Origin of the sequence: Sideroxydans sp. CL21, assembly GCF_902459525.1 — a bacterium.
Taxonomy (GTDB): Bacteria; Pseudomonadota; Gammaproteobacteria; order Burkholderiales; family Gallionellaceae; genus Sideroxyarcus.
Genome location: NZ_LR699166.1, coordinates 2,863,857 through 2,889,782, shown reverse-complemented (window position 1 = coordinate 2,889,782; position 25,926 = coordinate 2,863,857). Strand labels below are relative to the sequence as shown.

At 54.3% G+C, this 25,926-nt stretch carries 27 protein-coding genes and 1 riboswitch; of the genes, 14 read left to right on the top strand and 13 right to left on the bottom strand.

The genetic code is table 11. From position 1 onward, the window contains the following. The first annotated feature begins 7 nt into the window (after positions 1 to 7). From QOY30_RS13695 to QOY30_RS13675, 5 genes are read left to right on the top strand one after another with little or no spacing between them, the layout of a single operon-like run. Positions 8 to 1,357 (top strand): RHS repeat-associated core domain-containing protein, encoded by a 1,350-nt coding sequence (locus QOY30_RS13695; protein WP_283745174.1) that lies wholly within the window; start codon positions 8 to 10, stop codon positions 1,355 to 1,357. Next, positions 1,272 to 2,009, top strand: coding sequence for a hypothetical protein (locus QOY30_RS13690; protein WP_283746089.1), 738 nt, complete (start codon positions 1,272 to 1,274; stop codon positions 2,007 to 2,009). The genes QOY30_RS13695 and QOY30_RS13690 overlap by 86 nt, the downstream gene beginning before the upstream one ends. Further along, a complete protein-coding gene (locus QOY30_RS13685) occupies positions 1,990 to 2,322 on the top strand; it encodes a hypothetical protein (protein ID WP_283745173.1) in 333 nt (110 codons plus the stop codon). The genes QOY30_RS13690 and QOY30_RS13685 overlap by 20 nt, the downstream gene beginning before the upstream one ends. Beyond that, the gene (locus QOY30_RS13680) at positions 2,319 to 3,260 is read left to right on the top strand and encodes an RHS repeat-associated core domain-containing protein (RefSeq protein WP_283745172.1); all 942 of its coding nucleotides are present in this window, start codon (positions 2,319 to 2,321) and stop codon (positions 3,258 to 3,260) included. The genes QOY30_RS13685 and QOY30_RS13680 overlap by 4 nt, the downstream gene beginning before the upstream one ends. Positions 3,261 to 3,262: 2 nt before the next feature. Next, positions 3,263 to 3,748, top strand: coding sequence for a hypothetical protein (locus tag QOY30_RS13675; RefSeq protein WP_283745171.1), 486 nt, complete (start codon positions 3,263 to 3,265; stop codon positions 3,746 to 3,748). 988 nt (positions 3,749 to 4,736) lie between these two features. On the opposite strand, the gene QOY30_RS13670 is transcribed toward QOY30_RS13675, so the two are convergent. From QOY30_RS13670 to motB, 4 genes are all read right to left on the bottom strand, one after another. Beyond that, entirely contained in the window at positions 4,737 to 5,228 is a 492-nt protein-coding gene (locus QOY30_RS13670; protein WP_283745170.1) for a DUF4442 domain-containing protein, read from the bottom strand. A 301-nt stretch (positions 5,229 to 5,529) separates the two neighbouring features. Beyond that, positions 5,530 to 7,167, bottom strand: a complete 1,638-nt coding sequence (ltrA, locus tag QOY30_RS13665) for a group II intron reverse transcriptase/maturase (RefSeq protein ID WP_283744861.1) — start codon at positions 7,165 to 7,167, stop codon at positions 5,530 to 5,532. Between the two features lie 483 nt (positions 7,168 to 7,650). Beyond that, positions 7,651 to 8,001, bottom strand: coding sequence for an integration host factor subunit beta (locus QOY30_RS13660; protein WP_283745169.1), 351 nt, complete (start codon positions 7,999 to 8,001; stop codon positions 7,651 to 7,653). Between the two features lie 54 nt (positions 8,002 to 8,055). After that, positions 8,056 to 8,982 carry a flagellar motor protein MotB gene (motB, locus tag QOY30_RS13655; RefSeq protein ID WP_283745168.1) on the bottom strand — a complete coding sequence of 309 codons (927 nt, stop codon included), beginning with the start codon at positions 8,980 to 8,982 and terminating at the stop codon, positions 8,056 to 8,058. Positions 8,983 to 9,058: 76 nt separating this feature from the next. Further along, positions 9,059 to 9,161, bottom strand: a riboswitch (cyclic di-GMP riboswitch). A gap of 214 nt (positions 9,162 to 9,375) precedes the next feature. Here motB and QOY30_RS13650 point away from each other — a divergent pair. Then, positions 9,376 to 10,440: a PA0069 family radical SAM protein gene (locus QOY30_RS13650; RefSeq protein WP_283745167.1), complete on the top strand. Its 1,065-nt coding sequence runs from the start codon at positions 9,376 to 9,378 to the stop codon at positions 10,438 to 10,440. A gap of 158 nt (positions 10,441 to 10,598) precedes the next feature. Here the strand turns inward: QOY30_RS13650 and QOY30_RS13645 are convergent, their stop codons facing one another. The 5 genes from QOY30_RS13645 to QOY30_RS13625 all read right to left on the bottom strand — a co-directional run bounded on the left by QOY30_RS13645 (position 10,599) and on the right by QOY30_RS13625 (position 14,163). Continuing rightward, entirely contained in the window at positions 10,599 to 10,886 is a 288-nt protein-coding gene (locus QOY30_RS13645) for an integration host factor subunit beta (protein WP_283745166.1), read from the bottom strand. Positions 10,887 to 11,150: 264 nt separating this feature from the next. After that, complete coding sequence (gene lipB / locus QOY30_RS13640; protein WP_283745165.1) at positions 11,151 to 11,798, bottom strand: lipoyl(octanoyl) transferase LipB; 648 nt, start codon at positions 11,796 to 11,798, stop codon at positions 11,151 to 11,153. 101 nt (positions 11,799 to 11,899) lie between these two features. Beyond that, positions 11,900 to 12,169, bottom strand: coding sequence for an HP0495 family protein (locus tag QOY30_RS13635; protein ID WP_283745164.1), 270 nt, complete (start codon positions 12,167 to 12,169; stop codon positions 11,900 to 11,902). Next, positions 12,166 to 13,020 carry a D-amino acid aminotransferase gene (locus QOY30_RS13630; protein WP_283745163.1) on the bottom strand — a complete coding sequence of 285 codons (855 nt, stop codon included), beginning with the start codon at positions 13,018 to 13,020 and terminating at the stop codon, positions 12,166 to 12,168. Before QOY30_RS13630 ends, QOY30_RS13635 begins: the two co-directional genes overlap by 4 nt. Positions 13,021 to 13,029: 9 nt before the next feature. After that, entirely contained in the window at positions 13,030 to 14,163 is a 1,134-nt protein-coding gene (locus QOY30_RS13625; protein ID WP_283745162.1) for a D-alanyl-D-alanine carboxypeptidase family protein, read from the bottom strand. A gap of 186 nt (positions 14,164 to 14,349) precedes the next feature. Here QOY30_RS13625 and QOY30_RS13620 point away from each other — a divergent pair, with 186 nt between their 5' ends. Then, positions 14,350 to 14,808 carry a CZB domain-containing protein gene (locus QOY30_RS13620; RefSeq protein ID WP_283745161.1) on the top strand — a complete coding sequence of 153 codons (459 nt, stop codon included), beginning with the start codon at positions 14,350 to 14,352 and terminating at the stop codon, positions 14,806 to 14,808. Here the strand turns inward: QOY30_RS13620 and QOY30_RS13615 are convergent. From QOY30_RS13615 to QOY30_RS13600, 4 genes are all read right to left on the bottom strand, one after another. Then, on the bottom strand, positions 14,797 to 15,660 hold the full coding sequence (locus QOY30_RS13615) for an HDOD domain-containing protein (RefSeq protein WP_283745160.1): 864 nt from the start codon (positions 15,658 to 15,660) through the stop codon (positions 14,797 to 14,799). The genes QOY30_RS13620 and QOY30_RS13615 overlap by 12 nt on opposite strands. 25 nt (positions 15,661 to 15,685) lie before the next feature. Further along, the gene (locus QOY30_RS13610) at positions 15,686 to 16,552 is read right to left on the bottom strand and encodes an HDOD domain-containing protein (protein WP_283745159.1); all 867 of its coding nucleotides are present in this window, start codon (positions 16,550 to 16,552) and stop codon (positions 15,686 to 15,688) included. A gap of 81 nt (positions 16,553 to 16,633) precedes the next feature. Further along, a complete protein-coding gene (locus QOY30_RS13605; RefSeq protein WP_283745158.1) occupies positions 16,634 to 17,173 on the bottom strand; it encodes a response regulator transcription factor in 540 nt (179 codons plus the stop codon). After that, positions 17,170 to 18,504, bottom strand: coding sequence for an ATP-binding protein (locus QOY30_RS13600; protein ID WP_283745157.1), 1,335 nt, complete (start codon positions 18,502 to 18,504; stop codon positions 17,170 to 17,172). The genes QOY30_RS13605 and QOY30_RS13600 overlap by 4 nt, the downstream gene beginning before the upstream one ends. 123 nt (positions 18,505 to 18,627) lie before the next feature. On the opposite strand from QOY30_RS13600, the gene QOY30_RS13595 reads away from it, so the two are divergent. From QOY30_RS13595 to QOY30_RS13565, 7 genes are all read left to right on the top strand, one after another. Next, positions 18,628 to 20,817 (top strand): TonB-dependent receptor, encoded by a 2,190-nt coding sequence (locus tag QOY30_RS13595; RefSeq protein ID WP_283745156.1) that lies wholly within the window; start codon positions 18,628 to 18,630, stop codon positions 20,815 to 20,817. 149 nt (positions 20,818 to 20,966) lie between these two features. Further along, positions 20,967 to 21,431 (top strand): copper chaperone PCu(A)C, encoded by a 465-nt coding sequence (locus tag QOY30_RS13590; protein ID WP_283745155.1) that lies wholly within the window; start codon positions 20,967 to 20,969, stop codon positions 21,429 to 21,431. A gap of 9 nt (positions 21,432 to 21,440) precedes the next feature. Continuing rightward, a complete protein-coding gene (locus QOY30_RS13585) occupies positions 21,441 to 21,917 on the top strand; it encodes a copper chaperone PCu(A)C (RefSeq protein ID WP_283745154.1) in 477 nt (158 codons plus the stop codon). A 94-nt stretch (positions 21,918 to 22,011) separates the two neighbouring features. After that, positions 22,012 to 22,896: an acetylglutamate kinase gene (gene argB / locus QOY30_RS13580; protein ID WP_283745153.1), complete on the top strand. Its 885-nt coding sequence runs from the start codon at positions 22,012 to 22,014 to the stop codon at positions 22,894 to 22,896. Continuing rightward, a complete protein-coding gene (locus tag QOY30_RS13575) occupies positions 22,893 to 23,534 on the top strand; it encodes a pyrimidine 5'-nucleotidase (protein WP_349496691.1) in 642 nt (213 codons plus the stop codon). The genes argB and QOY30_RS13575 overlap by 4 nt, the downstream gene beginning before the upstream one ends. A gap of 11 nt (positions 23,535 to 23,545) precedes the next feature. After that, positions 23,546 to 24,133, top strand: coding sequence for a nucleoid occlusion factor SlmA (gene slmA / locus QOY30_RS13570; RefSeq protein ID WP_283745152.1), 588 nt, complete (start codon positions 23,546 to 23,548; stop codon positions 24,131 to 24,133). Between the two features lie 244 nt (positions 24,134 to 24,377). Beyond that, complete coding sequence (locus tag QOY30_RS13565; protein WP_283745151.1) at positions 24,378 to 25,913, top strand: 2-isopropylmalate synthase; 1,536 nt, start codon at positions 24,378 to 24,380, stop codon at positions 25,911 to 25,913. The last annotated feature ends 13 nt before the right edge of the window (positions 25,914 to 25,926 follow it).

Genomic DNA, 25,926 nt, shown 5'->3' with positions numbered 1-25,926 from the left:
CGACATCATGACCCATACCGCCTCCCTGTCCTTTGCCGCCACTGTCCACAAGACGCAGCACCTTGCCTGTAGCCTGCTGCTGAGCGGATTGCTGTTGAGCGGACTGACGACCTCATGCGCCTACGCCGACACCTCCGCGCTGACCTACGACCCCGCCGGCAATATCTTGAGCCGTACCTCACCCGTGGGCACCACGACCTACACCTACGACGCGTTGAACCGCCTCGTGTCGGAAACCGGTCCGGCCGGGACACAGGGTTATGCCTACGATGCGAACGGCAACCGTCTCTCCGACGGGCTGGGCAGCTATACCTACGCGCCGGGCAGCAACCGTATCGCCACCCGCCGCGGACTGGCGGTGAGCGTGGATGCCGCAGGCCATGTGACCTCCGATGGGTTGGGACATGTCTTCGTTTACAACCAGACAGGCAGGCTGGCGCAGGTGCTGCAGGGCACGACGTTGCTGGCCAGCTATTCCTACAACTACCGTGGCGAGCGCACGCGCAAGGTCACCACCGCTGCCGCACCGCAGGGGGCGGCGACGGTGATCTATCATTACGACGAAGGCGGCCACCTGCTCGGCGAATCCGCGGGTAACGGTGCGCCGCTACGCACCTACATCTGGCGCGACGATACGCCCGTCGCCCAGATCGACTATGTGCCTGCTCGCCGCGTCCTCTACTTCGACGTGGATCAGCTCAACGCCCCGCGGGCGGCACGGGATCAGACGGGTGTGGTGGTGTGGCGCTGGGAGGGCGATGCCTTCGGCTCAACGCTGCCCAACCAGAACCCCGGAGGCAAGGGTATCGTTACGGTGAACCTGCGCTTCCCCGGACAGTATTACGACCAGGAGTCGGGGCTGTACTACAACGGCAACCGGGACTACGATGCGGGTAGCGGACGGTATGTGGAGAGTGATCCGGTTGGGCTGGATGGTGGGAGTTTCTCGACTTATGTCTACGTAGAGAACAACCCGCTTAGCTACAGTGATCCAGAAGGGTTGTATCATTTTGTCGGTGATGCCCACGGGCCGATTGATGAAACAACCACAAAATTGATGATATGTATGGACACGTGTACTGGTCGTGACCTTGGCATTACATCAGCAAATGATGGAACTCACAGCGGTCCCAAGGATCCCCATTTCTCAGGTCAAGCAGTTGATCTTGGCAAAATCTCCAATAGTGGGTTGACACGCGCCACTGTACAAGCCTGCTTTAATAAATGTACTACTAATACCGAAACTTCGTGTCTCGCTAAGCCGAGGGCGTATGGACAAGAAGAAAGCAATCATTTCCATATACAAACTCGCCCCGGGCGTCACAAATCAGTTGGTTTTGCTCCAGGAGTACGATGAAATGAATTTATTAATGAAACCATTTGCACCACTTATTTCAGGCTTAACTGTATGCGCAATGACAAGGATATTGAGGCGTCAATTTAAATTATTTTCTTACTCAATAGTAGCTCTGCTTTTTTCGGTTACATTTTCTAGTGGCGCTATGGCTGCGCAACCAAAAGAGTGTGCTGAGATACTTAGTCCAGATTTAGTGAAATTACTAGCAGAGAAATTTCCAGATTATCGAGTTCCTCAACTGGTAGATTTAGAACAACAGTATATTGATTTTGAATTAAGTGAAGGTCGGAATGGATGCTATGCCGTTGCCCAAGGTGACTTTAATGGTGACCATCGACAAGATTTTGCAATATGGCTTACGGCAGCTAAAGGGAAATCCTTACGTCTGGTTGTGGCTCTTCAACAAGAGAAATCGTGGACTGTAGATGAACTTCCATCCTTTTGTGAAAATGTAAAGTATTGCTACGTTAAGCCGGAAAAACCGGGTACTTATGTTCGTACTAATGCCCTCGATTCGCCTCCAACGCGGCGAGACGAACGTGTCAAACTCAGGAGCAAAACAACAAGTGTAATGGCCGGTAAATGGGAATCGACGGGAATTGTCTACGTTTATTCAGAAGGTCACTGGAATTATGTTTGGGTTTCTGACTAAACACCTGGACACGTCAAGGCAGATTACCGACACCGCAGGAAATGTGGTGTGGCAATGGGATTTAAGTGACCCATTTGGCGCGAATATGCCAAATGAAAATCCGAATGGACAGGGGCAGTCTGTATTTGATTTGCGTCATTCAGGGCAGACCAACGACAAAGAAACCAACACGTTTTATAATTTTTGCCGCGACCATTATTTCCCTGATCAGGGCCGCTACGGACAAAGTGATCCGATAGGACTTGAAGGCGGTATTACTATACCTACGCGCCGGGCAGTAACCGTATCGCCACCCGCCGCGGACTGGCGGTGAGCGTGGATGCCGCAGGCCATGTGACCTCCGATGGGTTGGGACATGTCTTCGTTTACAACCAGACAGGCAGGCTGGCGCAGGTGCTGCAGGGCACGACGTTGCTGGCCAGCTATTCCTACAACTACCGTGGCGAGCGCACGCGCAAGGTCACCACCGCTGCCGCACCGCAGGGGGCGGCGACGGTGATCTATCATTACGACGAAGGCGGCCACCTGCTCGGCGAATCCGCGGGTAACGGTGCGCCGCTACGCACCTACATCTGGCGCGACGATACGCCCGTCGCCCAGATCGACTATGTGCCTGCTCGCCGCGTCCTCTACTTCGACGTGGATCAGCTCAACGCCCCGCGGGCGGCACGGGATCAGACGGGTGTGGTGGTGTGGCGCTGGGAGGGCGATGCCTTCGGCTCAACGCTGCCCAACCAGAACCCCGGAGGCAAGGGTATCGTTACGGTGAACCTGCGCTTCCCCGGACAGTATTACGACCAGGAGTCGGGGCTGTACTACAACGGCAACCGGGATTACGATGCGGGCAGCGGACGGTATGTGGAGAGTGATCCGATTGGGCTGGCGGGAGGAATCAACACCTACGGATACGCGTTACAAAATCCATTGAGCAACACCGATCCGCAAGGATTGTTCGTTCCGTTAGTAATCCCTGGAATCTGTGCGGCGGGTGGTTGTGAGGCTGCCGGTGCGGCATTGGCTGCGGCTGCAGCTTGGTGGGCGGCTCACAACAGTAGCAGTTCGTCATCAGCGTCAAGTGGAAGTAGTTCATCCTCTTCACACGAGGCTGAATGTGAAGCGCAGTATGACCTGGACATGAAAGAATGCCGCGCGTACTCTGCAATGACTGGTGATAAATATACATTCGTTGCATGCAAGAAGAAGGCCGAGAGTCGCCTTTCGGAGTGCATGTCTAAATGTGGGAGGAACTGAAAATGAGTCGTGACATCATCATTCACTATGACGAAGCCGATGGGAAAATCGTGTGTTCGACTGTTGAGCACACCCTGACTGCGCCATTGCTTGAAAAAGCGCTTCCGCTGGAAACTTCTATAGATGCTTTGAAAGCCAAAAGTGCAGATGAAGCTGAAAGGTCTCTGGGTGCTGGGATATTGGCTTTGCTTGAATTATCTAGTCATACGAAGATAGGCATTCGTGATTACAGCACGGCTACTGCTGAGTGGGAGGCCAAATATACCGATGAGCTTGAACAGAAATCAGCATCTGGCGACGTGGCGGCACAATATGAACTGGCGATGCAACTCATTGCTGAAGGCTTGAACACAAAATCAAGAAAGAAAATGAACGAAGCTGATGTGTTACTGCGGCAGGCCGTAGCATCGGGCCATGTTGAAGCCGCAGAATATTTAGCCGACCTCTGGCCTGTGTTGAAGGATCGTGCTGACCGTAGTTTTAAATAACCCGTATAAGCGCGGTAGTTGTTCTCTCATCTCTTCTTCTTCAATAAACGATTTAGAGGGTCAGCATCAAAATAGTTTTTGAAACCAAGCAACCCATGCGCCCCTCGTTGCCAATTAACGTACCTTGCACCGCCGACAATATCAGCAGCCGCGCCCATCGGCACCACGACCTACACCTACGATGCGAACGGCAACCGTCTCTCCGACGGGCTGGGCAGCTATACCTACGCGCCGGGCAGCAAACTGAGCTTGTTTCCGATTTCAAAATCCCCGCTGGTCTCCAAGAGTTTCCATAAATCGACTGTGTGCTGTGTTTCTGCCTATGTTCCGGCTCGCAGTCTCGTAAACCCCTATCTTATAGGAAAAACTCGCGGAAACAAATGCGGGGTTTGTTGCGGAAAAACTCGGGAAAAATAAGGCACTGCGTGCGCGTTGCGCTCCTTCTATTTGCGCCTCGCTGCTGCGGCTTGGCTGGTGACCCATCGCCAAGTTCGCGCACCGATGCCCTCGTTCCTGACTGCGCTGTGTAGTGACGTGATGGCGGAGTGCGAAGGTGGGTAGCACGTCACAATCAACCAGATATTACGATTTACACTCAATGTGTTTTTCATAGCCGAACTTCAATATCAACCGGAAATTACGATTTAACGCGGAATGACAATCTAAGCGTAAGTTACAAAATCAACCACAGATTACGGATACCCGATTTTTCAAGACTTCAGTACGTCGCGTGCGGAATTCTTGCAATAAGAAACCACGATACTTTTTGAGAAGGAATCGTCAACGGGTATTGTCCGCCCACTAAAGTTCTAAAACACGTTACCAGCTATGGCGGTTCTCAGTGTTCAACGAACAGTCCAAACTTGTCACATTCGCAAGTTTGCGGCCAATTTCGGCAGTGCGGCATTACAATTGGACAACACTATCGAACGTCTCATTTTGGCGCCAATAGCAGCCATTTCGTAAAATGTATCAGAGTCAAATGGTCTTATGGCCGTTTCTTCAGCGAAAGCGTCAACTTGAATCTGGCCACTGGCTCTTCACTCAATGACGGCACAGTGGCAACAACCTCGAACTGCCTTTCGACTCGATCAACCGATGCGGCAGCCTGCGTGACCAGCTCGGCGATCTCTTTGCCCTGATCACAGCAAAAATGCACATCGCCTTCTGCACGCTTGAGGAACTGCGCTTCGAAATCTTTGAAGACCAGCGAAATGTTTTCCGGTTGCCGCCTGATCAGATACATGGCGAAGGCACCAGCCGCGCAGTCGGCTCCGGCGCAGAGCACGCCGAAATACATTGAGCCAAGGTGGTTTTTTGTTCGGCGCCGCAAAGGTATCTTGACCACCATCCGCTCTGGTGAAATTTCCGCGACCGAGACGCCGACATAAAATAGCAGGGGAATCTTGGTGAGTCCGATCCAGCGCAGAGAGAAGGTCTCGCGCGTGGTTTCTTTAAATAGTCTATAGAGCCAATTCATGGGTGGAAGGGAGCGGGCTCGTATATGAAAAGGCCTGACTTTGGGACGAGATCAATCATGCGCTCACTCTAAACACTCCCTGAAGTGCGCGCAACCGTCACGACAACGGCAAGGCGAATGCCTAGCGGATATCCGGTTTTAGACGATTGACCCTGATGCGCAATTCCTGCTGGGTAGCCGGACGCGGTTACCCGCGCCCAGCCCCCTCAGAACCGTGCATGGGTCTTTCGATCCACACGGCTCAAGCCTCTGCAAAGGCATTTTTTCAATACCCGGTTTCACAACTATATTTTTCGGCATACTAATGACTCCTACGGCAATTGAGATGGTGTATTCGAAGATTGCTCGATGCGTCCGAACCGCCTTCGGATTTTTTCACAATGTAGCGAACATCCCACGGGATGCCCTTTGTGATTTCATCATGACAGGTAGGACATATGCCATCTTGCCTGAGCCAGACCCAGTAAAGCTTCCGCCGACCTCTTGTTGAGCGCAGCATTTTCTTGCCCCATCGGGATTCGAAATACGGCTCCCATTGTGGATCATGCGGATTGGCATCGGCTTTGATTTTGACATGCCGTTGTATTGGCGTGTCCGATTCTCGCAGCAAGATGAATTCTCTTCGCGTTCCATCTTCTATTTTTTCTGTTGCGGCAAATACCCAGTTTCGACTACCTCTGGATTTAAAGTATTTATCTTTAACCCATCGGGCTTCTTTATTTGGATGTCTTCTTACCGCCCATCGCCATAACATTGACCAGACATGACTATCAACCCAAGCAAAGGTTTTCTTGGCGACTACATGGCTATGGTAATTCGCCCATCCCCGTAAAACAGGATTGAGCAGCCTTATCAGATTGGCCTGTTTAGCCGACTTGTTGCCATTGATGATTTCTCGAATTTTATCAAGGTGCGCTTTGATGTTCGCTTTAGACGGCTTTATCAGCAACGTGCCGTTATATTTGCGAATGTTCCATCCGAGGAAATCAAACCCATCACTGATGTGCGTTATTTTGGTTTTTTCCGGCGACAGGACTAATCCACGTTCCGCTAGAAATTCAACCACTGCGGGCTTGACCTCATGCTCCAGCCACTCTTTCGAGTGGCCGGTAATAATAAAGTCGTCCGCGTAACGCACCATGTTCATTTTCAGTCCTCGCTGTCTCGCTCTCGGGAATTTTTCCGCTAGCATCGCTTCGAGGCCGTCAAGCGTCATGTTTGCCAGAACCGGACTGATGATGCCCCCTTGCGGGGTGCCGGCGTCTGTGGGGAAGAGTTCGTTTTGATAAACGTATCCCGCCTTGAGCCATTTCTTTAGAATCGCCTTGTCCATAGGAATGTTGGCGATCATCCAGTCATGACTGATGTTGTCGAAACAGCCTTTGATGTCGGCCTCCAGCACCCATTCCGCACTTACCTTTTGCGCGAGGGAGTTGAAGCATTTCCCTCCTGCATCGGCAGTTGAGCGCTCCGGCCTGAACCCATATGAGTGCAGGTCAGCGGTGGTTTCCGCAACGGGTTCCAACGCCAGCAGATATAGCGCTTGCATGGCGCGGCACCTCATTACGGGAATGCCAAGCGGCCTTGTTTTGCCATTCTTCTTCGGAATTAATACCCTCCGAAGCGGAAGCGGCGAATATCCCCGTCGCTTCATCGACGCGATCGCGTTGATCTTTGCCGCCGGTGTTTTCCATGTGATCTTGTCCACACCGGGGGTGTTCCTGCCTTTATTTTCAGTCACGCGTCTGACGGCTAATGCTTTGCCGCTGAACGAGTGGGTCAACATCCATTGCAAGGCTTTCACCTTGTTGTATCTGCCGACCTGTGTTGCCTTCACAATACGCGCTTGCAGCCGCCTTACCTGACGCTGGACGTCGATCCAACTGATGTCGTCCCACGTCATGCCGGAAGATGCACACGCCAATGTTGCAGCGTTCATTTGCTTTCCCCCCGTTTGGATGGTTCTGCCAACTCTCTTGTGAGGAGAGACCATAAGGAAGTCTGCCCGCTTTCGCGTGGGGTGATGTTTCAACCCCTATCCATCCCGTTACAGAACGGCATTCGCTTTTTCCTCGTTCCTGTGCCCGCATCACCATGGGCGGACTTTACAGTCCGCTGTCCCCGAAGGGAGCGATACGGGGTTTCCACGTTCCACGTACAGAAGTACGTCGGGTTAGGTGCCTGCTATCGACCGGGAGGTGTATGGGTCACGAAAGCGTACCGGCAAGACGCTGTTCCCACCTCCATTACCGTTTTGGTTCAAGCGTATTAGCCACTTCCGCTTGCTTTCAGTTACGATCTTTATCGCAGATTCAAATGTTTTCACCATACCGACTATCTAGCACTTCACCGACGCATGGCTGTCAGAAGGGTATGCCTCTCGCGATTGATACCCCGTGCCCTGCGGCACTTCGTTACAGTGTCAGGGCCGCTCTTTATTCAGACCCCTAGATTCATCCGGTGACACGGATGGTTTCTTCATTTGAAGCAGAAACAACTTCTGTACGCGACTTCGTGTCGCAATGCCGGCTTTGAAGTGCGGCACGTCCTTGGCGGGCACTTCGACAATGAGGCCCGTTTTTGGGTTGCGCCCATTGCGTGGCAGGCGATGCAGGATTCCGAAGGTCCCGAATCCCCGGATCTCAACTCTTTCCTTCTTCTCCAGAACGCAGGAAATCTGATCCAGAATCAGGCGGACGCTCATCTCAATATCCCGCTGGGTAAGTTCCGGATGTCTGGAAGCAAGCTGTTCAATCAGTTCTGATCTCGTCATGATGATGTGTATTTATAGTTGGAAGAGTGTCTGGAGAGAGTGAGGACGTTGATCTCATTCGGTTTCGAGCCATGCGCCATCCGTGCGGACAGTATTCTCTGCCCGTGCATTCATCACGATGATGCTGATGCGTCGGTTATGCGGGCTGAACGGATCGGCTGAATCGAACGGTGCAGAAGAAGACAAACCGACGACGCGGATGATCTTGTCGTCTGACATGCCCCCGCCGATCAGTGCACGCCGTGCAGCGTTGGCGCGATCCAGCGACAGCTCCCAGTTGCTGTAATTTCTTGCTGTGCCTTGATAAGGCGTTGCATCGGTGTGACCGGTAATGCCTATCCTGTTTGGTACGTCGTTTAATACGTTGCCGAATTTATGCAGGATATCAACCGTGTATGGCTGGAGGCTTGCGCTGCCCAGATCGAACATCGGGCGATTTTGTTTGTCGATAATCTGGATACGCAAACCGTCCGTGGTGATGTCGATCTGGAATTGATCCTTGAAGTTGCGCAGCTCCGGATTCGCATCAATCTCTTGCTCCAGGCGGAGCTTCAGTTCCTGCAGGTGCGCCATTTCTTTGTGCTGCGCTTCTCGTCGCCCATCGGTCAAATCGAATCGATGAGACTCCGGCACGTCGCCTTTTTTCAATTGCGCATTACCTTCAATGAGACCGTTGCTCCCATTGTTTATGATGTTACCAAGATCGGACATATCCTTCCCGCCGGCAAAGGAAACCATCAATGGTGTTTGAAAGTATTTTGCAATACCCCGCAGCCGGGCTTCCGAATTGTTTCCAATCATCCACAGCAGCAAAAAAAACGCCATCATGGCAGTTACGAAATCGGCGTAAGCGATTTTCCACGTGCCGCTGGAATGCGGCTTGCGGATGTGTTTTATCCTTTTAATAACCATCGTACGGATTTTTTTCTTGTCCGATTTGTTATTGCCAGATTTACTGATTTCAGGATTTACTACTGCCATATAACCCTCGTATTGGTTATACGCAAAGACCCGAACCAGCGGAACGCCAAAAGAAATTGAGAAAATGCTCAGATTGCCTGGCGGCCCCGCTGGCACTCGACGAGTAGTCGAATAGGAACATGTCCTTTAGCCCGGTAGCTTTGCGTCCCCGTCTTTCGGCGGGTTTGCCCTTGCAGGTGCCGATGTATAAATCGACGATTGCATTTGGATTCTATGGTTAAGCCGAGGATGCTGTCAAACTTGCTGACCTCATGGCCTACACGTCGACTTATCAAGTTGTGAAACTGCGAGCCACACATGCCCGGTTTGACATGGCCTCCCCGTGCGCCCTATAGTTGAGGAATACAGAACGATCGTTCTGTTGCAACAAGACCTCGGGCCAGGAAAGATCAAGTGAAGCACGAAGTAGTAAAAGGACGTGGCGCAACGTTGCAGATCGAAGGACGCTTCGAGAGTGTGGCACGCGAACGTGTCGATGATGGATGGGGCACAACGGATGAAGAGCTGCCTCCGTTCAGGACGACTGTGACGGTAGAGAAAACGAAGAGCGTGATCCAGCGCCACGATTCGCCGGACTTGCCGTTCGATTATTCGCTGAATGCCTATCGCGGTTGCGAACACGGCTGTATCTATTGCTATGCGCGGCCTTCGCATGGCTACCTGAACCTCTCACCGGGGCTGGATTTCGAGACCAAACTGTTTGCCAAGCCGGAGGCGGCAAAGCTGTTGCGCGCTGAACTGGCGAAGCCTTCCTACCGATGCTCACCCATTGCACTCGGTTCCAATACCGACCCCTATCAACCCATAGAACGCGAGTGGAAGATCACGCGGCAGATACTGGAGGTGCTGGCGGAATGCAGGCATCCGCTGTCCATCGTGACCAAGTCGGCATTGGTCGAGCGCGATATCGACCTGCTTGCGCAACTGGCGCGGGAAAAACTGGTGCAGGTATTCATCTCGGTCACCACGCTGGATGCTGAACTGGCACGCAAACTGGAGCCGCGCGCCGCATCTCCGCGGCGCAGGTTGCAAGCCGTACGAGCTTTGAACGATGCTGGCGTGCCCTGCGGGGTGATGGTTGCGCCGGTGATTCCTTTTCTCACCGATGCGGAACTGGAGAATGTACTGCAAGCTGCGCATGAGCACGGGGCGCGAACAACCGCTTACACCTTGCTGCGCCTGCCTTACGAGTTGAAAGACTTGTTCAAGGATTGGCTCGGCACGCACTATCCGCTGAAGGCGGAGCATGTGATGAGCCGCTTGCGGGAGATGCGCGGCGGGCGGGAGAACGATCCGGAATTCGGTTCGCGCTTTAGCGGTCAAGGCTTGTTCGCGCAGTTGTTGTCCGCGCGTTTTCGGCTTGCGTGCGAACGTCTGGGGTTCAATCGCGAAGAGAATACACTGGATACGACGCTCTTCATCAAACCGGACAAGTATGGGCAACAAAGTTTGTTTTAGTAGATGTTTTCCGAATTAACACGCCAACAAACAAGCGAGATGTTATCGCTGCTAGTTTGGCGGATTGATTGAGTCGGCCAGTGCGATAGCCGTTATCAAAGGCATTGTGCTTTCAACTATCCTGCAAAAAGCTTTAGCCAATCTGGAATATGCCGTTTTCATTTTTCATCCTGAATGGGCAATTCCCTTAATGTTTTCCCCGGTTTAAAGCGCGGGTGGTATTTGGCAGTTACCGTAATTTTTTCGCCGGTCTTCGGATTGCGACCACTTCGTGGTTTTCGATAATTCAAACCAAAGCTGCCGAAACCGCGAATCTCCACCCGGCTTCCATTCGAGATGGTCGATGCCAATTTTTCCAGGATGATTTTTACGCCAAGCTCGACATCTTTCGCTTGCAGGTTTGGTGTCAACTCAGCCAATTTGGAGATCAGGTCGCTGCGATTCATATACGTGTCTTTCATCCGGAGAAAAAGTGGGCATCCAGAAGGATGCCCAAGTAGGGAGGAGAAACATGAAAGCAGCAGTAAGCAGACCTGCATCACTTTCAGTTTAATAGAATGCAAGCAACGTGCCAGACTATGCGGCGATATTTATCAACGGGTTAGCATTACAGGGCGGAGAAAATACGCACCAGGATGCACTCAATGCACTGCGTTGGTGAGTTTTTAGTGCTGCTGATGATTGAAAATCGGGTTCTGATCTGCTGTCGGTCACTGCTCACGCAGGTGCTTCTTGTCCAAGTGCCGTTGCAAGCCATGCACCAGGTTCTGCGTAAGTTGCGCTTGCAGTTCTTCCCATGGCACCGGGATGCCGACTTCGATGGCCTGGGTGACGCGCAGTCCTTCGTAGCCGCAGGGGTTGATGTTGTCGAACGGCGACAGGTCCATATCGACGTTGAACGACAGGCCGTGATAACTGCAGCTTTTCTTGATCTTGAGTCCCAAGGCGGCAATCTTGGCGTCTCCGACATACACGCCGGGTGCTTCTTCGCGGCCTTGCGCTGCAACGCCATATTCCGCGAGCAGGTCGATCACGGCTTGTTCCATCAGGCGTACTAGTTCGCGCACGTTGATCTTCCAGCGGCGTAAATCCAGCAGCAGGTAGGCGACGATCTGCCCGGGGCCGTGGTAGGTGATCTGCCCCCCGCGATCAATCTTGACCACGGGGATGGCGGTCGGATTGAGCAGGTGTTCCGGTTTGCCAGCCTGGCCTTGCGTGTAGGTGGGCGGGTGCTGCACCAGCCATATTTCGTCCAGCGTATCGGCAGTGCGTTCGTCGGTGAAGCGCTGCATGGCACGCCAGGTCGGTTCGTAATCGACCATACCCAATGCTTTGATGTGCAGAGATGGATATTGCATAGCGTATTTCCCTCTTTCCTCTTCTCTAGCCCTCCCCGCGCTGCGGGAGATGGGATGAAAGATAAGGTAACGTTCAATTCCGCCAAGAGAGGCTGAATTGTTTACAGCACCATTTTAACCATGGGGTGCGAAGTCAGGTCGCGATACAAATTGTCGAGCTGTTCGCGCGAGGTGGCGCGGATGGTGCAGGTGAGGCTGAGGTATTTCGCGTTGCTGCTGCTGCGTGTCTCGATGCATGCACTGTCGAAATCCGGCGCATGCACCAGCACGACCTTTGCAATAGCCTGTGCGAAGCCCGGTTTAGCCTCGCCGAAGACTTTAATCGGGAAGTCGCAGGGATACTCGATCAGAGAATCTTCCGGTTTGATCATTTGCGCATCACGTCCTGTTTGAATGTTTGATACAGCTGATGCAACCTGGCGAACACCGGGCCGGGCTTCCCGTTGCCAACGGGCTTGCCATCGAGAGAGGTGATCGCAAGCACTTCCTTGGTGCTGGAAGTCAGCAGTAATTCATCGGCACCGGATAATTCCGTTTTCATCACTTTGCGCACTTCAAAGGGTATGAGGTTCGCCGCAGCGAGTTCAAGAATGACGTCGTAAGTGATGCCGGGCAGCATGAGATTGTCCTTAGGCGGGGTTAGCAGCGTGCCGTTCTTAACCGCGAAGATATTGCTTGCAGCGCCTTCTGTGAGGAAGGTGTCGTCCCGGATCAGAATGGCCTCGGCACACTCGGCTTCGACCGCGGCCTGGCGCAGCAAGACATTGGGAAGCAGCGCGATGGCCTTGATGTCGCAGCGCAACCAGCGGTTGTCCGCGACGGTGATGCATTTGATCCCGTTCTGCAGCTGATCGGCGGGCGGTGTCGTGAGCGGATTGCTTAATACGAACACAGTCGGCGCTACCGGCGGAACGGGAAAGGCATGGTCGCGCTTGGCGACGCCGCGCGTGATATGCAGATAGAGGTATTGGTCTTCGGGTGAGTTGCGTTTGATGATTTCGTTGAGAATGAGACCCCATTCGTTTTCGCTGTGCGGATTCTTCAACTTGATACCGTCCAGACTGTGCTGCAGGCGCTTCAGATGTTCCGTCAGGCGGAATGCGCGGCGCGAGTACACCGGGATGACTTCATAGACTCCGTCGCCGAAGATGAAGCCGCGATCCAGTACAGGAACCCTTGCTTCCTCTATCGGCATGTAGTCGCCGTTCAGGTAGATTGTCATTTTTACGCCCTATTGGAAAAGCAGCCGGATGTTGTCCACTCCGCGCGAAAATACGTTGGCCAATGGTATGTCATCCAGCGCGACCACGGGAAGGTCGAGATAAGGTTTGTCGTTCAGTTTCAGATGAAGGGTGCCGACCTGCTGTCCGCGGTTGAACGGGGCGAGCATTGGTTGCCGCGTTTCCAGTGTGGCTTTGAGTGCGCCGTGCTGACCTTTTGGGATAGTGACATAACGGTCGGCCAGAAAGCCGATGTTCAAGTGATGTGACGTGCCTTTCCAGATGTCCTTGTCGCTGACGGATTGATCTTTGGCGTAGAGTTTGATTGTCTCAAAGTTCTGGAAACCGTAGTTCAACAGACGCTGGCTTTCGTTGTTGCGCAACTTCTCCGTTGCTGCACCAATCATCACGGAAATGAGGCGGTGCTCGTCGCGTTTGGCGGAAGCGACCAGGTCGAACTCTTCGGACTCGTTAAGGCTTGCCGCCAGACCGTCGACGAACGGATCCAGCCACAGCAGACGGTTCCGGTTGAACTGGTTGATGCCGTTGTATTCAAATTCACGCTGCGCATAGATGTAGTAAAACTGGGGGAAATCCCTCACGAGTGCAGCCGCGATCAATGCCAGATCGTGCGCGCTGCTGTAGTTCTGCGCATCGGGCAGGCCGGTAGCATTGACAAAATGCGTGTCTTTCAAACCGAGGCGTTGCGCCTCGCTGTTCATCGTATCGGCCAATGCCATTTCGTGATTGGCTATCGCTTCGGCCAGTACCCGCGCCGCATCGTTGGCAGATTGCACGATCAATCCGCGTAGCAATTCTTCCACGGTCACTTCATTGCCCGCATTCAAAAACATGTGAGGTTCATCAGCCTGCATGCGCGTGGCATAAGCTGAAGGGATGATGCGCTGGGTAAGGGAGAGCTTGCCCTGCTTGATCGCGCCGAATACGACATACGCCGTCATCAGCTTGGTCAGTTGAGCGGGTGCAATGTGTGTGCTGGCGTTTTGTTCCATTAAAAATTGCCCGCCGGTGTAGTCGTACAACACGTAGGAACTGGCAGCAAGGATGGGGGCTGAAGGAGATTGCTCTTCTGAGAGTGCAAGCGCAGGGAAAATTGTGAGCAGGAATAGCAGTGCGAATTTCATGGAGGGGTTAAAGGATTAATAATGTGTTGATTATAGCAAGCACGGGGTTCGGAAGCCGAAGGACTGGCGAAGGTATAGGCTGATTTGGGGTGGGTATAGGTACGGTCTAGTACTTACGGCATATTGTCTTCGAAACTTGCGGAGGATACAAAGGCCAACCTCAAAAGAGCGGACAGGGAGATTGTGATGCAACTCATCAGCACGAAAGTCGGACAGGAAATCGGAAGATTGCCAAATCGGATCGATCAAACGCAAGATCCCGCGGCGATCGGAATCGATTTCGTGGAAGTTGCGGAATCGCATGTATTGTTCTTCGGGCGGGTCAAGGATTTTGTACATGGCGAATTGCCGGAGTCCAAAGCAGACATTGCCGAGTTCGGGCAATGCTGCAAACTGGAAGACTGGCTGAGGGGCGGTGGCGCGACACGTTTCGGGGAGTTGTGTTCCTTTAATCGATTACGGGATGCGCACGCCGAATTTCATCGCCATGCTGCAGACGTGCTGGCGATGATACATGCGGGGAGTTGGATCGCTGCCGAACAGATACGCAAGAGCGAATTGTCCCAGGCGTTGCGCCGTCTGCTGATTGCGCTCACTGAACTGAACGAGTCGATCAAAAAAAACTGCGCAATTTCAGCTGAATGAACTGGCGAACTGCGCCGCCTGATTGGCTTGTTCAACAACCTGCTCCGCAATTTCATCGGCTTGATCCGAGTCTATATCCAGAGCAGCCCATTCTTCCGGAGCGATATAGTTACCAACGTATTCATGCAATCCGAGCTGGGGCAGCAATTTCTCGGTGATGTTGACGATACGCGCCAGCGGTTGTCCCTCGGTTGCTTCCGCCAATTCCGGTGTGTGGTGATAACGCAGAACTGCGACGATATCGTCGGGCAGATTCCAGTGCTTGGCCAATTCCGCACCCAATACATCGTGTGTCACTTCCAGGAGTTCCCGTTCAACTTCGATGGCAAGCCTGTCCGGCTCGATGACGAAACGGGTATGCAGATCGTCGCTGCGTTGGGTGTCCAGATGCGCAAGCGCCAGATAGCCGATGTCATGCAATATGCCGGCGAGGAATATCTGGTCGTCCTGCGGGCGTTTTCTGGCAGGCATGGCCCGTACTACCGGCAGCATGGCAAAGGCGACCGCCATGTTGTGCAGCCATAATTCCTGCGGATCGAAACGTCCGATGGGCTTGTTCACCAGTGACATGACGGCGATGCCCGTGGCGACCGATTTTACCCTGTTCAGCCCAAGCAGCATGGCGGCATCCTTGACGGCAGAGATATGGCGTGAAGCGCCAAGCAGGGGTGAGTTTGCCAGACCTATGATTTTCGCCGAGATCATCGGATCTTGCGAGATCAGCAGCATCATCTGCTTTTCACCCTCTTCGCTATCCAGTTTGAGTGCCATCAGCTTCTGTGCGATGACAGGCAATGCGGGCAGTGAATTTAGGTTGCGAATAGCTTGGCGGAGATCGATGGGTGCATTCATAAGGCAGTACCGGGTCGGGCTTGAATTATAACGTGCTGGCAACCTGTTTTGCATGTTCCGCCTGTTCACGGACGGATACGGCCAGTTCTTCTGCACGTGCCGGATCAATACCCAGAATTGACCAATCATGCCCGCTGATATCGGGAGAGACGTGTTCGGAAATGCCGAATGCCGGCAGCAGTTTTTCCGCCAGATTGAGCAATGAGATAAAGGGTTGTCCCGCATTGGCCCCGGCATGGGCAGGGGTATGGTGATAGCGCAGCACAGCAATAATCGTATCCGGCAGGTCCCAATGTCGCGCCAATTCCGCACCCAATTCGCCGTGCCCGATCCCGATCACTTCGGCCTCTACTTCCTGAACAGGGCGATCTGGTGTCGCGGCCAATCTGGATTGCAGCAGGTCGCTGCGTACCGGATCGATATAGTTGAGGACCATGAAACCGATGTCGTGCAACAAACCGGCGAAGAATACCTCGTCATCCGGCGGACGGGAGCGGGTGGGCATGGCACGTGCCAGAGAACACATCGCCAGCGCGATACCCAGGCTATGCAGCCAGAGATGCTGCACATTCATATGTCCTGCCGGGTGACGTGTGAGCGTTGACATCACGGCAATGCCAACCGAAACGGATTTGACCCGGTTCATACCGAGCATCATGGCTGAATCGGGGATCGAAGTTATTTTATTGGCAGCACCAAACAGCGGGGAATTGGCAAGGCCGATGATGCGGGCAGATACCAAAGGGTCTTGTTCGATCAGTCTTAACAGCTGATTCTCGCCTTCAAGCGTATCCAACGGCAGCCTCAATATCTTTTGAGCCACCAGCGGCATGGCCGGCAGGCTGTCCAGATTTCGGATGGACGCTCTCAGATCGACGCGCTTATCGTTCATTCACTTCTTCCGGATTGTTTTGGGCGGCTTTGTTATGGATCATTCTAACCCGAACGCCGAATATCAAGGCGACTGGAGGCGCTAGAGACCTGCAGGACGTTTTGACAGTTTTCGCTGCAGAGTGCGGCGGTGCATGTTGAGGGTGCGTGCGGTGGCGGAGATATTGTCGCCGTTTTCGTGCAGTACGCGCTGGATATGCTCCCACTCCAGGCGTTCGACGGTTGCAGGATGCGCTTCCAGCGGGATGTCGGTGCGCGCGTTGTGACCGAAGGCGGCGACGATTTCGTCGGCATTGGCGGGTTTGGAAAGATATTGAGTCGCCCCCAGTTTGATCGCTTCCACAGCGGTTGCGATGCTGGCGTAACCGGTCAGCATCACGATGCGCGTGGCTGGGTCGAGCTCGTGCAGCTTCTGCACCAGAACCAGTCCAGAAGCGCCATCCATCTTCAAATCCAGCACGGCGTATTCCGGCGGATTGGCCGTTGCCAAAGGCAGCGCTTTCTCGACACTGTCTGCTGTGGTCACCGCAAAACCGCGTTTATCCAGTGCGCGTGACAACACCGTACGAAATGTCGCATCGTCGTCCACCAGCAACAATGAAGGTCTCTCGGTCTGGCTCATATCGAAATCCTGTGCAGCGGCAAGATCACCTCGGTGGTCGCACCGCCTCCTTCGCGGTTGGACAGGCGCACTTTGCCGCCCAGTCTCTCCAGCGTGGCGTTGGCAAGGAACAGGCCGAGGCCGCGGCCTTCCTGCTTGGTGGTGAAGAAAGCCGATCCGGCACGCGCAGCCGTTTCCGGAGTCAGGCCGGGGCCCTGGTCGCGTATTTCCAGCTTGATATTTGCGTCATCCCAAAACAGCAGAATATCCATTTCCTCCGAAGAAGCGTCGGCGGCGTTGTTCAACAGGTTAAGCAGGGCGGATCGCAATGCAAGATCGGCTCGCAGTCGTGGCGATGGCTGGGGGCTTTTTACGTGGAAGCGGTAATGCACGGTCGGACGCAGCAACTGCCATTCGTTGAGTACGTTACGAATAAATTCCTCCAGCGACAATTCGCTGCTGGTCTCCTGCGCGTGGGAGAGCAGTGAATCGAGAATGCGTTTGCAACTGCGCACCTGCTCATCAAGGATGACCAGGTTTTCCTGCTGTTCCTGCCCGGTACATTCCCGGCGCATTTCGCCGATGACGACAGACATGGTGGAAAGCGGCGTCCCCAGTTCGTGCGCTGCTCCGGCGGCCTGTGTTCCGAGTGCAACGATGCGTTCATTGCGCAACGTCTCTTCTCGAACGCGGGTGAGTTGGGCATCGCGGCTGCGTACCGCACGCGCCATTTCCACGACGAAATACGCAACCACCACGGAGCTGATGACGAATTCCAGCCACATCCCGAGTACATGCGTGTTGAAGGCGTCTCCCAGCGGAGAAGAGGCGGAACCTGTGGACGATGCCGTATCCATTTGGTGGTGCATATGATCCATCCCTTGCATCGTCACGGGCTCGGGTTGCGCATGCCCCATGGGCAATGGCACATGCCACACCATCAGCAGGCTGTAGCACGCCAGCGTCAGCGCGGCCATGCCCCAAGTGTGTCGCCGCGGCAGCGTGGCGGCGGCGATCACCAGCGGCAACAGATAGAGTGAAACAAAAGGATTGGTCGAGCCGCCGCTGTAATAGAGCAGCACCGTCAATACCAGCACGTCGACGCTCAATTGCAGAAACAGCTCCAGATTGCCTACCGGAAAATCAAGCGAGAGGCGCCACCAGGTCAGCGCGCTCACCAAAGCCAGGAGTGACACTGCACCCAACATCGGAGCCCAGGAGAAATCCGTACTCAGAAAGCGATGCGCCAGGATCAATGTTGCCAATTGGGCAAGGATGGCGCCGCAGCGCAACAGGATCAACCTGCGCAGATGCGAATGACCGGTCTGGGAGGCGAGCAGTGAGGAATTCATGAGACCGGATTCTACCGGAGTCGCTCTGCGCAAGGGGTGCGGCAATATGCCGCAGGGGATCGCAAAAACTTTTCCATACAATCCGCCCGGCATTACCCACAGTCAATTTATGGAGAATTTGCAATGATCTTGAAGCTGAAAATGAGCGCGGCTGCCGTTGCATTGGCATTCACTCCCGGAGCTTTTGCGGCTGAAACGGAGACGATGCCGGAAGTCGAAGTCAAAGCTGAAAAACTGCAATCTTTGCCTGCATTAACCAATTCTTCGCTTGACCAGAGCAGCCTGTTGCTGCAACGCGCCAATACCAGCGATACGGCAAGATTACTCGACGGACAGCCGGGAGTCAGCTTCTATGGTGCAGGCGGGGTATCGAGTTTGCCGGTCATACACGGCATGGCAGACGACCGCGTACGCGTCAAAGTGGATGGCATGGATCTGATTTCGGCCTGTGCGAACCACATGAATCCGCCGCTTTCGTATATCGATCCGTCCAGCGTCGGCAACATCAAAGTGTATGCCGGTATCGCTCCGGTCAGCGTGGGCGGGGACAGCATAGGCGGCACGATACAGGTGAATTCGCAAGCACCGGAATTCGCGCGGGAAGGGCAGGGCACTTTGATCAAGGGCCAGGCCGGTGTTTTATATCGCAGCAACGGCAATGCGCGGGGAGCCAATCTCACGACCATGATCGCCAGTGAGAGTTTGAGCATGATGTACAGCGGCTCAACGGTCAAATCCGACAATTACACGGCGGCTCAGAATTTCAAAGCCGCCGGTCCGGCTGCAACGGGCAGAGGCTGGTTGGCGGGTAATGAAGTGGGCTCTTCGTTCTACCGGTCTGACAATCAGGCAATCGGTATTGCGATGCGCCGTGATAATCATTTGCTCGAATTGAAACTGGGCTTGCAGGAAATCCCCTACCAGGGCTTTCCGAATCAGCGCATGGACATGACAGGAAATAACAGCAAGCAGGCCAACCTTCACTACACCGGGCAGTATCTATGGGGAGCTTTGGAGGGCCGTGTCTATAACGAGGATACGCACCACAGGATGAATTTTCTTGAAGACAAGCAGTTCATTTACGGCACCGCCCCGGGTATGCCAATGGAGACCAAGGGAAAGAATACAGGTGCCCTGGTCAAGGCAGACGTGGATCTTTCCGAACGCGATATTCTCAGGCTGGGGAGTGAATATCAGCGCTATCGATTGAGTGACTGGTGGTCGGCGTCCGGTACGGGCGGGATGTCTCCGAACACATTCTGGAACATCAACAACGGCCAGCGGGATCGTTTCGATGTTTTTGCAGAATGGGAGGCGCGCTGGAACCCGCAATTGACAAGTCAGTTCGGTGTTCGCAGCGAAACGGTTAAGATGAATACGGGAGCAGTTCAGGGCTATAACACCACGGCAACCTATCTGGCTACTTCGACTGCTTTTAACGCGCTGGATCGCCAGCGCACTGACAACAATATCGATGTGACGGCATTGGCCCGTTACACGCCCGACACCAGCCAAACTTTCGAGGCGGACTATGCTGCTAAAACACGTTCGCCGAATCTGTATGAGCGCTACACATGGTCGACCAAAAGCACCATGGTGTTGAACATGAACAACTGGTTCGGCGATGGCAACGGCTATGTCGGGAATCCGGATCTGAAACCTGAAATCGCTCATACGCTGAGCGTGGCGGGTAGCTGGCACGACGACATGCAGCAGGCTTGGGAAATGAAAATTTCACCTTATTACACCCGCGTGGAGAATTACATCGATGCGGTCGCATGCCCGACTTGCGCAGTCCGTACCGATGGGTTTGTCAATCTCAGCCTGGCCAACCAGACCGCCCGACTCTACGGTGCGGATGTCTCGGGACGCAAATTGTTGGCAAGAAATAGTGAATACGGCAGTTTCAGCGCGATGGGCGTATTGAACTATGTAAACGGCAAGAATCTGACGACCGGCGACAATCTTTACAACATCATGCCATTGAACCTGAAACTGGCCGTGGAACAACATATTGGAAATTGGACCAATAGCATCGAGACGCAACTGGTGTCAGCCAAGACTAAAGTCGAAGCTGTCAGGAAAGAAATGAGAACCGGCGGTTACGGCTTGCTCAACTTGTACAGCAGCTACGAATGGAAGCAGGCACGCTTGGATATCGGGCTGGAAAATGCGCTGAACAAGTTCTATGCATATCCGTTGGGAGGTGCCTATGTCGGTCAGGGGGCCACCATGGGAACCGGGGTGGCTTATGGAGCGGTTGTTCCGGGTATGGGGCGCTCTTTCAATACGAGCTTGACGGTAAAGTTTTAACTGTCGTTTGCATGTCGAAGCAGACATTGTGTTGTCGGCGGAATTCAATCTGCATGATGAAGAAAACTTTAATTCGAAATCGTATAAACAGGCTAGAATAACCCGCTTTTTTGGAATGGTATGCCTCGACTTTTATCCAGGAGTAAAGTATGAAAAAGATTCTGTGTGCGTGTGTTTTGGCGATGCTCGCTGTATCGCAAGCTTATGCTGGCGAAGTGAAAGTGACCAAGGCGTGGACGCGCGCTACCGCCCCGGGGCAGGACAGTGCATCAGTGCAGTTGACCATCACCAGCAAAAAGGATGCGACCCTGATTGGCGTGGAGAGCGGGTCGGCGCAAAGCGGAGAGATACACAGCATGGTCATGGAAGGCAACATGATGAGGATGCGCGCGCTGGAATCCTTGCCTTTGCCGGCAAAGACACCCGTGACGTTGGGGGCGGATGGTAACCACTTGATGCTGATCGGGCTGAAGAATCCTCTCAGGGCCGGTCACCAACTGCCATTCGCGCTGACGGTTAAATTCGCAGACGGACATACGTCAGTTATCAGGGTTCTGGCCGTGATCAAGCCGCTGGAAACCACCAGTGACGAAGGGCATGAACATCACCATTAGGAGATAGCCATGTGGCGAAAACTATTCTGTGCGACCGGCCTGCTGCTCGCAAGTAACACCTGGGCCGGGACGAACGACGTGATAGTGGATAAGGTCTGGATGCGGGAAAGTGTGCCGGGACAAACTTCCGCCACCGTGCAGATGAACCTCACTGTCACCAAGGCGGCACGTCTGCTGTCGGTCAGCAGTCCGGTCGCCCGATCGGGAGAGCTGCAAGGAGTGGTGATGCGCCATGGCCAGTTGCAGACCGAAACGGTCAGCAGCATGAGGTTGAATGCTCACAGCATTACGCTCTTCGGGACGCGTGGCACATATTTGTCTCTGGTCGGATTGAAACAAGCCTTGAATGCCGGTGATCACGTTCCGTTGACGTTAGTGCTTGATGTCGGCGGTAAAACAGTTACCGTCAGCACCGAAGCCGAAGTAAGGGCGCTGGAATTGAGCTATCAGCATTACAACGATCCGACCGTAAAAGACCACCGGTAAGGGAGCGTTAACTTCTACGGTAACGGGCGGCTACATGCCGCCCGTTTCGTTTTTGTATGCGGTAGAATGCGCGCAGAATTTTGAAGGAACGAATATGCCATTGACTGTTGCCACTGCCGCACAAAAAGCCCATACCCTGTCCGAGGCGCTACCTTATATCCAGCGTTTTTTCGACAAGACCATCGTCATCAAATACGGCGGCAATGCCATGACCGACCCCAAGCTGCAGGAAGGTTTTGCGCGCGACGTCGTTTTGCTCAAGCTTGTGGGGATGAATCCGGTAGTGGTTCATGGCGGCGGTCCGCAGATCAACGACCTGCTGCAGAAGGTCGGCAAGAAAGGCGAATTCATCCAGGGTATGCGCGTCACTGACGAAGAGACCATGGATGTGGTCGAGATGGTGCTGGGCAAGGTTAACAAGGACATCGTCAATCTGATCAATCGATTTGGCGGTAAGGCAGTGGGATTGACCGGACAGGATGGAAGCTTTATCCGAGCCGAAAAGCTGATGCTGGAAAGCATGGATGAGCCAGGCAAGATGCTGGACATCGGACTGGTCGGCGATATCAACAAGATCGACCCATCCATCATCACGTTTCTGGACTCGGGCGATTTCATCCCTGTCATTGCGCCCATTGGCGTGTCGCCGGAAGGCGAGACATTGAACATCAACGCCGACGTGGTGGCGGGCAAGCTGGCGGAAGTGCTGCATGCCGAAAAACTGGTGCTGCTGACCAATACCCCGGGCGTTCTGGACAAGAACGGCAAGCTGCTTACCGGACTGACTCCCAAACAGATCGACGACCTGGTGACGGACGGCACACTGTCCGGCGGCATGCTGCCCAAGATCGGCTCGGCGCTGGATGCGGCGCGTGGCGGCGTGCGCTCGGTGCACATCATCGACGGACGTGTGGAACATGCCCTTTTGCTTGAGATTCTGACGGACGAAGGGGTGGGTACGCTCATCAAAAGCAAGTGATAACCGAGCCGGTCTGGATATTCGATCTGGATAACACGTTGCATGATGCGACGCCTCATATCTTTCCGCATATCAACCGCAGCATGACGGCATACCTGCAAGAACATTTGAATCTGGGCGAAGACGCAGCGAACGCATTGCGCATGGATTATTGGCAGCGTTACGGTGCAACGCTCAGCGGGTTGATGAAGCATCACGGTACCGACCCCGATCATTTTTTGCGGAATACTCACCGGTTTCCTGAATTGTCGAAGATGGTGCTGCGCGAGCCGCGCCTGCGTTCTGTGTTGAAACAGTTGCCGGGCAAAAAGCTGGTATTTTCCAATGCGCCGTTGCAATACGCGCAGGCAGTGTTGAAATTGTTGCTGGTGGATGACCTGTTCGACGATATTTTCGCCATTGAGCATTCACATTATCGTCCCAAGCCGCAGAGCGCAGGGTTCCGCGGCTTGTTGCGCAAGCATCGCGTGCATGCGGCGCAGTGTGTGATGGTGGAAGACAGCGCGGAGAACTTGCTTACCGCCAAGCGCCTTGGGATGCGCACCGTGTGGGTGAGCGACGCGCTGCGTGCGCCGAGTTATGTGGATGTGAAAATACGCAATGTGCTGGAACTGCCGCGCGCAGTGGGCAAACTTTAGGGGAGAAAACCATGGCAACCAAACAACCGGGCGAAAGAAAGCTACAAATATTGCAAACCGTAGCCGAAATGCTGGAACAGCCCAAGGGCGAGAAGATCACCACGGCCGCGTTGGCTGCGCGGCTCGGTTTGTCCGAGGCGGCGCTGTATCGACACTTTGCCAGCAAGGCGCAGATGTTCGAGGGGCTGATCGAATTCATCGAGCAGACCGTGTTCGGACTGGTAAACAAGATCGCCACCGAAGAACAGGACGGGCTGAAGCAGGTGGAAGGAATTCTCGGTCTGCTGCTGGGCTTTGCCCAGAAGAATCGCGGCATGACGCGGGTGCTGATCGGCGATGCCCTGGTGAACGAGGATGAGCGCCTGCAACAACGCATCAACCAGTTCCTCGATCGTATCGAGACTACCCTCAAGCAATCGCTGCGCATGGCAAGCACTCAAGGCAAACTGGCTGTCGACGACGACATCAGTGCTCATGCCAACCTGCTGCTATGCTATGTCGTCGGACGCTGGAACCAGTTTGGCAAGAGCGGTTACACGCGCGATCCGATGGCACAATGGCCGCAGCAATGGGGCATATTTCGGTCTCAGTTCAAATAGCCTCTTGGGTTGCGTCCCCAAATAAAAGCCGCTATATTCCTGCACATGCACATCTCTTGCCACATATCGCATTCCACCTTCAGCCTGCTGGCGGCGCTGAAGCTGCGCCCGTAACACGGCGGGGCGTAGCCCTTCGTTGCGGGCGCAGGCGTGTCGCGCATTAATCCTACCTACCCCATTAAGTATCAAAGCAGGCGGCTCGGTTGGTGTGAACCGAGGATGAACAATTGCGATGGAGCAAAAAATGACTGACAAATTAATCATATTCGACACAACTTTGCGCGACGGCGAGCAGAGCCCCGGCGCATCCATGACCAAGGAAGAGAAGTTGCGCATCGCGCGTCAGCTCGAAAAACTGGGCGTGGATGTGATCGAAGCTGGCTTTGCGGCCGCCAGCCCCGGCGATGCCGATGCGATCCACAGCATCGCCAAGGTCATCGAGCATTCCACCGTGTGTTCGCTGGCAAGAGCCAACGAGCGCGATGTGCGTGCGGCGGGCGAGGCGATCAAGCCGGCCAAACGCGGGCGCATCCACACATTTATCGCAACTTCACCCATCCATATGGAAAAGAAGCTGCGCATGACACCGGACCAGGTGGTGGAGCATGCGGTCACAGCAGTGAAGCTGGCACTGGAATACACCGACGATGTCGAATTCTCTGCCGAGGATGCGGTGCGTTCGGAAATGGATTTTCTGGTGCGGATATTCGACGAAGTCATCAAGGCCGGGGCGACGACCCTGAACGTGCCGGATACCGTGGGCTACAGCATTCCCGTGTTGTGGGGCGAGCGCTTCAAGCAGCTGATCGCTCGCGTGCCGAACAGCGGCAAGGTCATCTGGTCCACGCATTGCCACAATGATCTGGGCATGGCTTCTGCCAATTCCTTGGCTGCAGTAATGAATGGCGCAGGCCAGCTGGAATGCACCATCAACGGTCTGGGCGAACGTGCGGGTAATGCTTCGCTGGAAGAAGTGGTGATGGCGGTTAAGACGCGCCGCGACATCTTTACTTGCGACACGCGCATCGATACCACCCAGATCGTGCCGACTTCCAAGCTGGTTTCCAGCATCACCGGTTATCCGGTGCAACCCAACAAGGCCATCGTCGGTGCCAATGCGTTTGCGCATGAGTCGGGCATCCACCAGGATGGCGTACTCAAGCACCGCGAGACCTATGAAATCATGCGTGCCGAGGACGTGGGCTGGGGCGCGAACAAGATGGTGATGGGAAAACACTCGGGCCGATCCGCATTCCGTTCGCGCTTGCAGGAATTGGGTATTGTGCTGGAGGGTGAAGATGCTTTGAACGCAGCCTTCGCACGCTTCAAGGAACTGGCCGACAAGAAACACGACATCTTCGATGAGGACTTGCAAGCGTTGGTAAGCGACGAGGAAGCCTTGCAAGTAAGCGAGCATTACCGTTTGGTGGCGATGGGCGCGCATTCCGAAACCGGGGTATTGCCGGTGGCACGGGTGGTCATGAGCGTGGGCGGTAAAGAGCATCAGGCCGATGCCCAAGGCGGCGGACCGGTGGATGCGACATTCAAGGCCATCGAACAGATCGTGCACAGCGGAACCGAACTGCAGCTGTACTCGGTGAACAACATTACCAGCGGTACCGACGCGCAGGGCGAAGTCACGGTGCGCTTGTCCAAGGGCGGTCGTGTGGTCAACGGGCAGGGGGCGGACACCGATATCGTGGTGGCTTCTGCCAAGGCCTATCTGAATGCATTGAACAAGCTGGACACCGGATTGGAACGGGCGCATCCTCAAATATAGAGGCCCCGTTGCA